This is a genomic window from Chryseobacterium sp. GVT01B, from assembly GCF_019970045.1.
Lineage (GTDB): Bacteria > Bacteroidota > Bacteroidia > Flavobacteriales > Weeksellaceae > Chryseobacterium.
The window spans coordinates 1-459 of record NZ_JAHXYI010000026.1 but is presented as its reverse complement, the minus strand read 5'-3'; the positions used below and the strand labels follow the sequence as shown (position 1 = coordinate 459).

At 71.7% G+C, this 459-nt stretch carries 1 protein-coding gene; it reads left to right on the top strand.

Features of this window, described 5'->3' with window-relative positions:
* Positions 1–459 (top strand): hypothetical protein (locus LC457_RS23295; protein WP_223601921.1); only part of this gene is annotated, 459 nt, incomplete at both ends.

The following is a 459-nucleotide window of genomic DNA, read 5'->3' as shown; positions in this document are numbered from 1 at the left end:
CCCCAGCGGAGGCAGTTGCCACCGCGCCGGCTGCACAGGAAATGGCGGCCGATGCGAACGCCGAAGGCATGGCCTACGACAGCACGGCCGCTGATGTCGCAGCCACCGAACCGGTACCTGCACCAACAGCAGCACCTGCGGCCGCTGAGGCAGCACCTGCTTCGGCAGCGGCCATCGCAGACGTGCCGAAACCCGCGCCCGCCGCACCTCGGCAGTTGCCTGCCCCGATGATGGCGCCGGCACCACCACCTGCGCCCGCAGCCGACACCGCCTTTGCCTCGCCGCCGATGCCTGCTGCAGCGCCACCCGCACCGGAAGCCTATTCGGCGCCTGCGCCTGCGGCGGCAGCCGCACCTGCGGCTCCTGCCGCCGCGATGAGGGCGCGCAAGGCCACTGCGGCAACGGCGGAATCAATGACCTCCGCGCAAGCCATCGCCGAAGACCGCATCGCGCTCACTG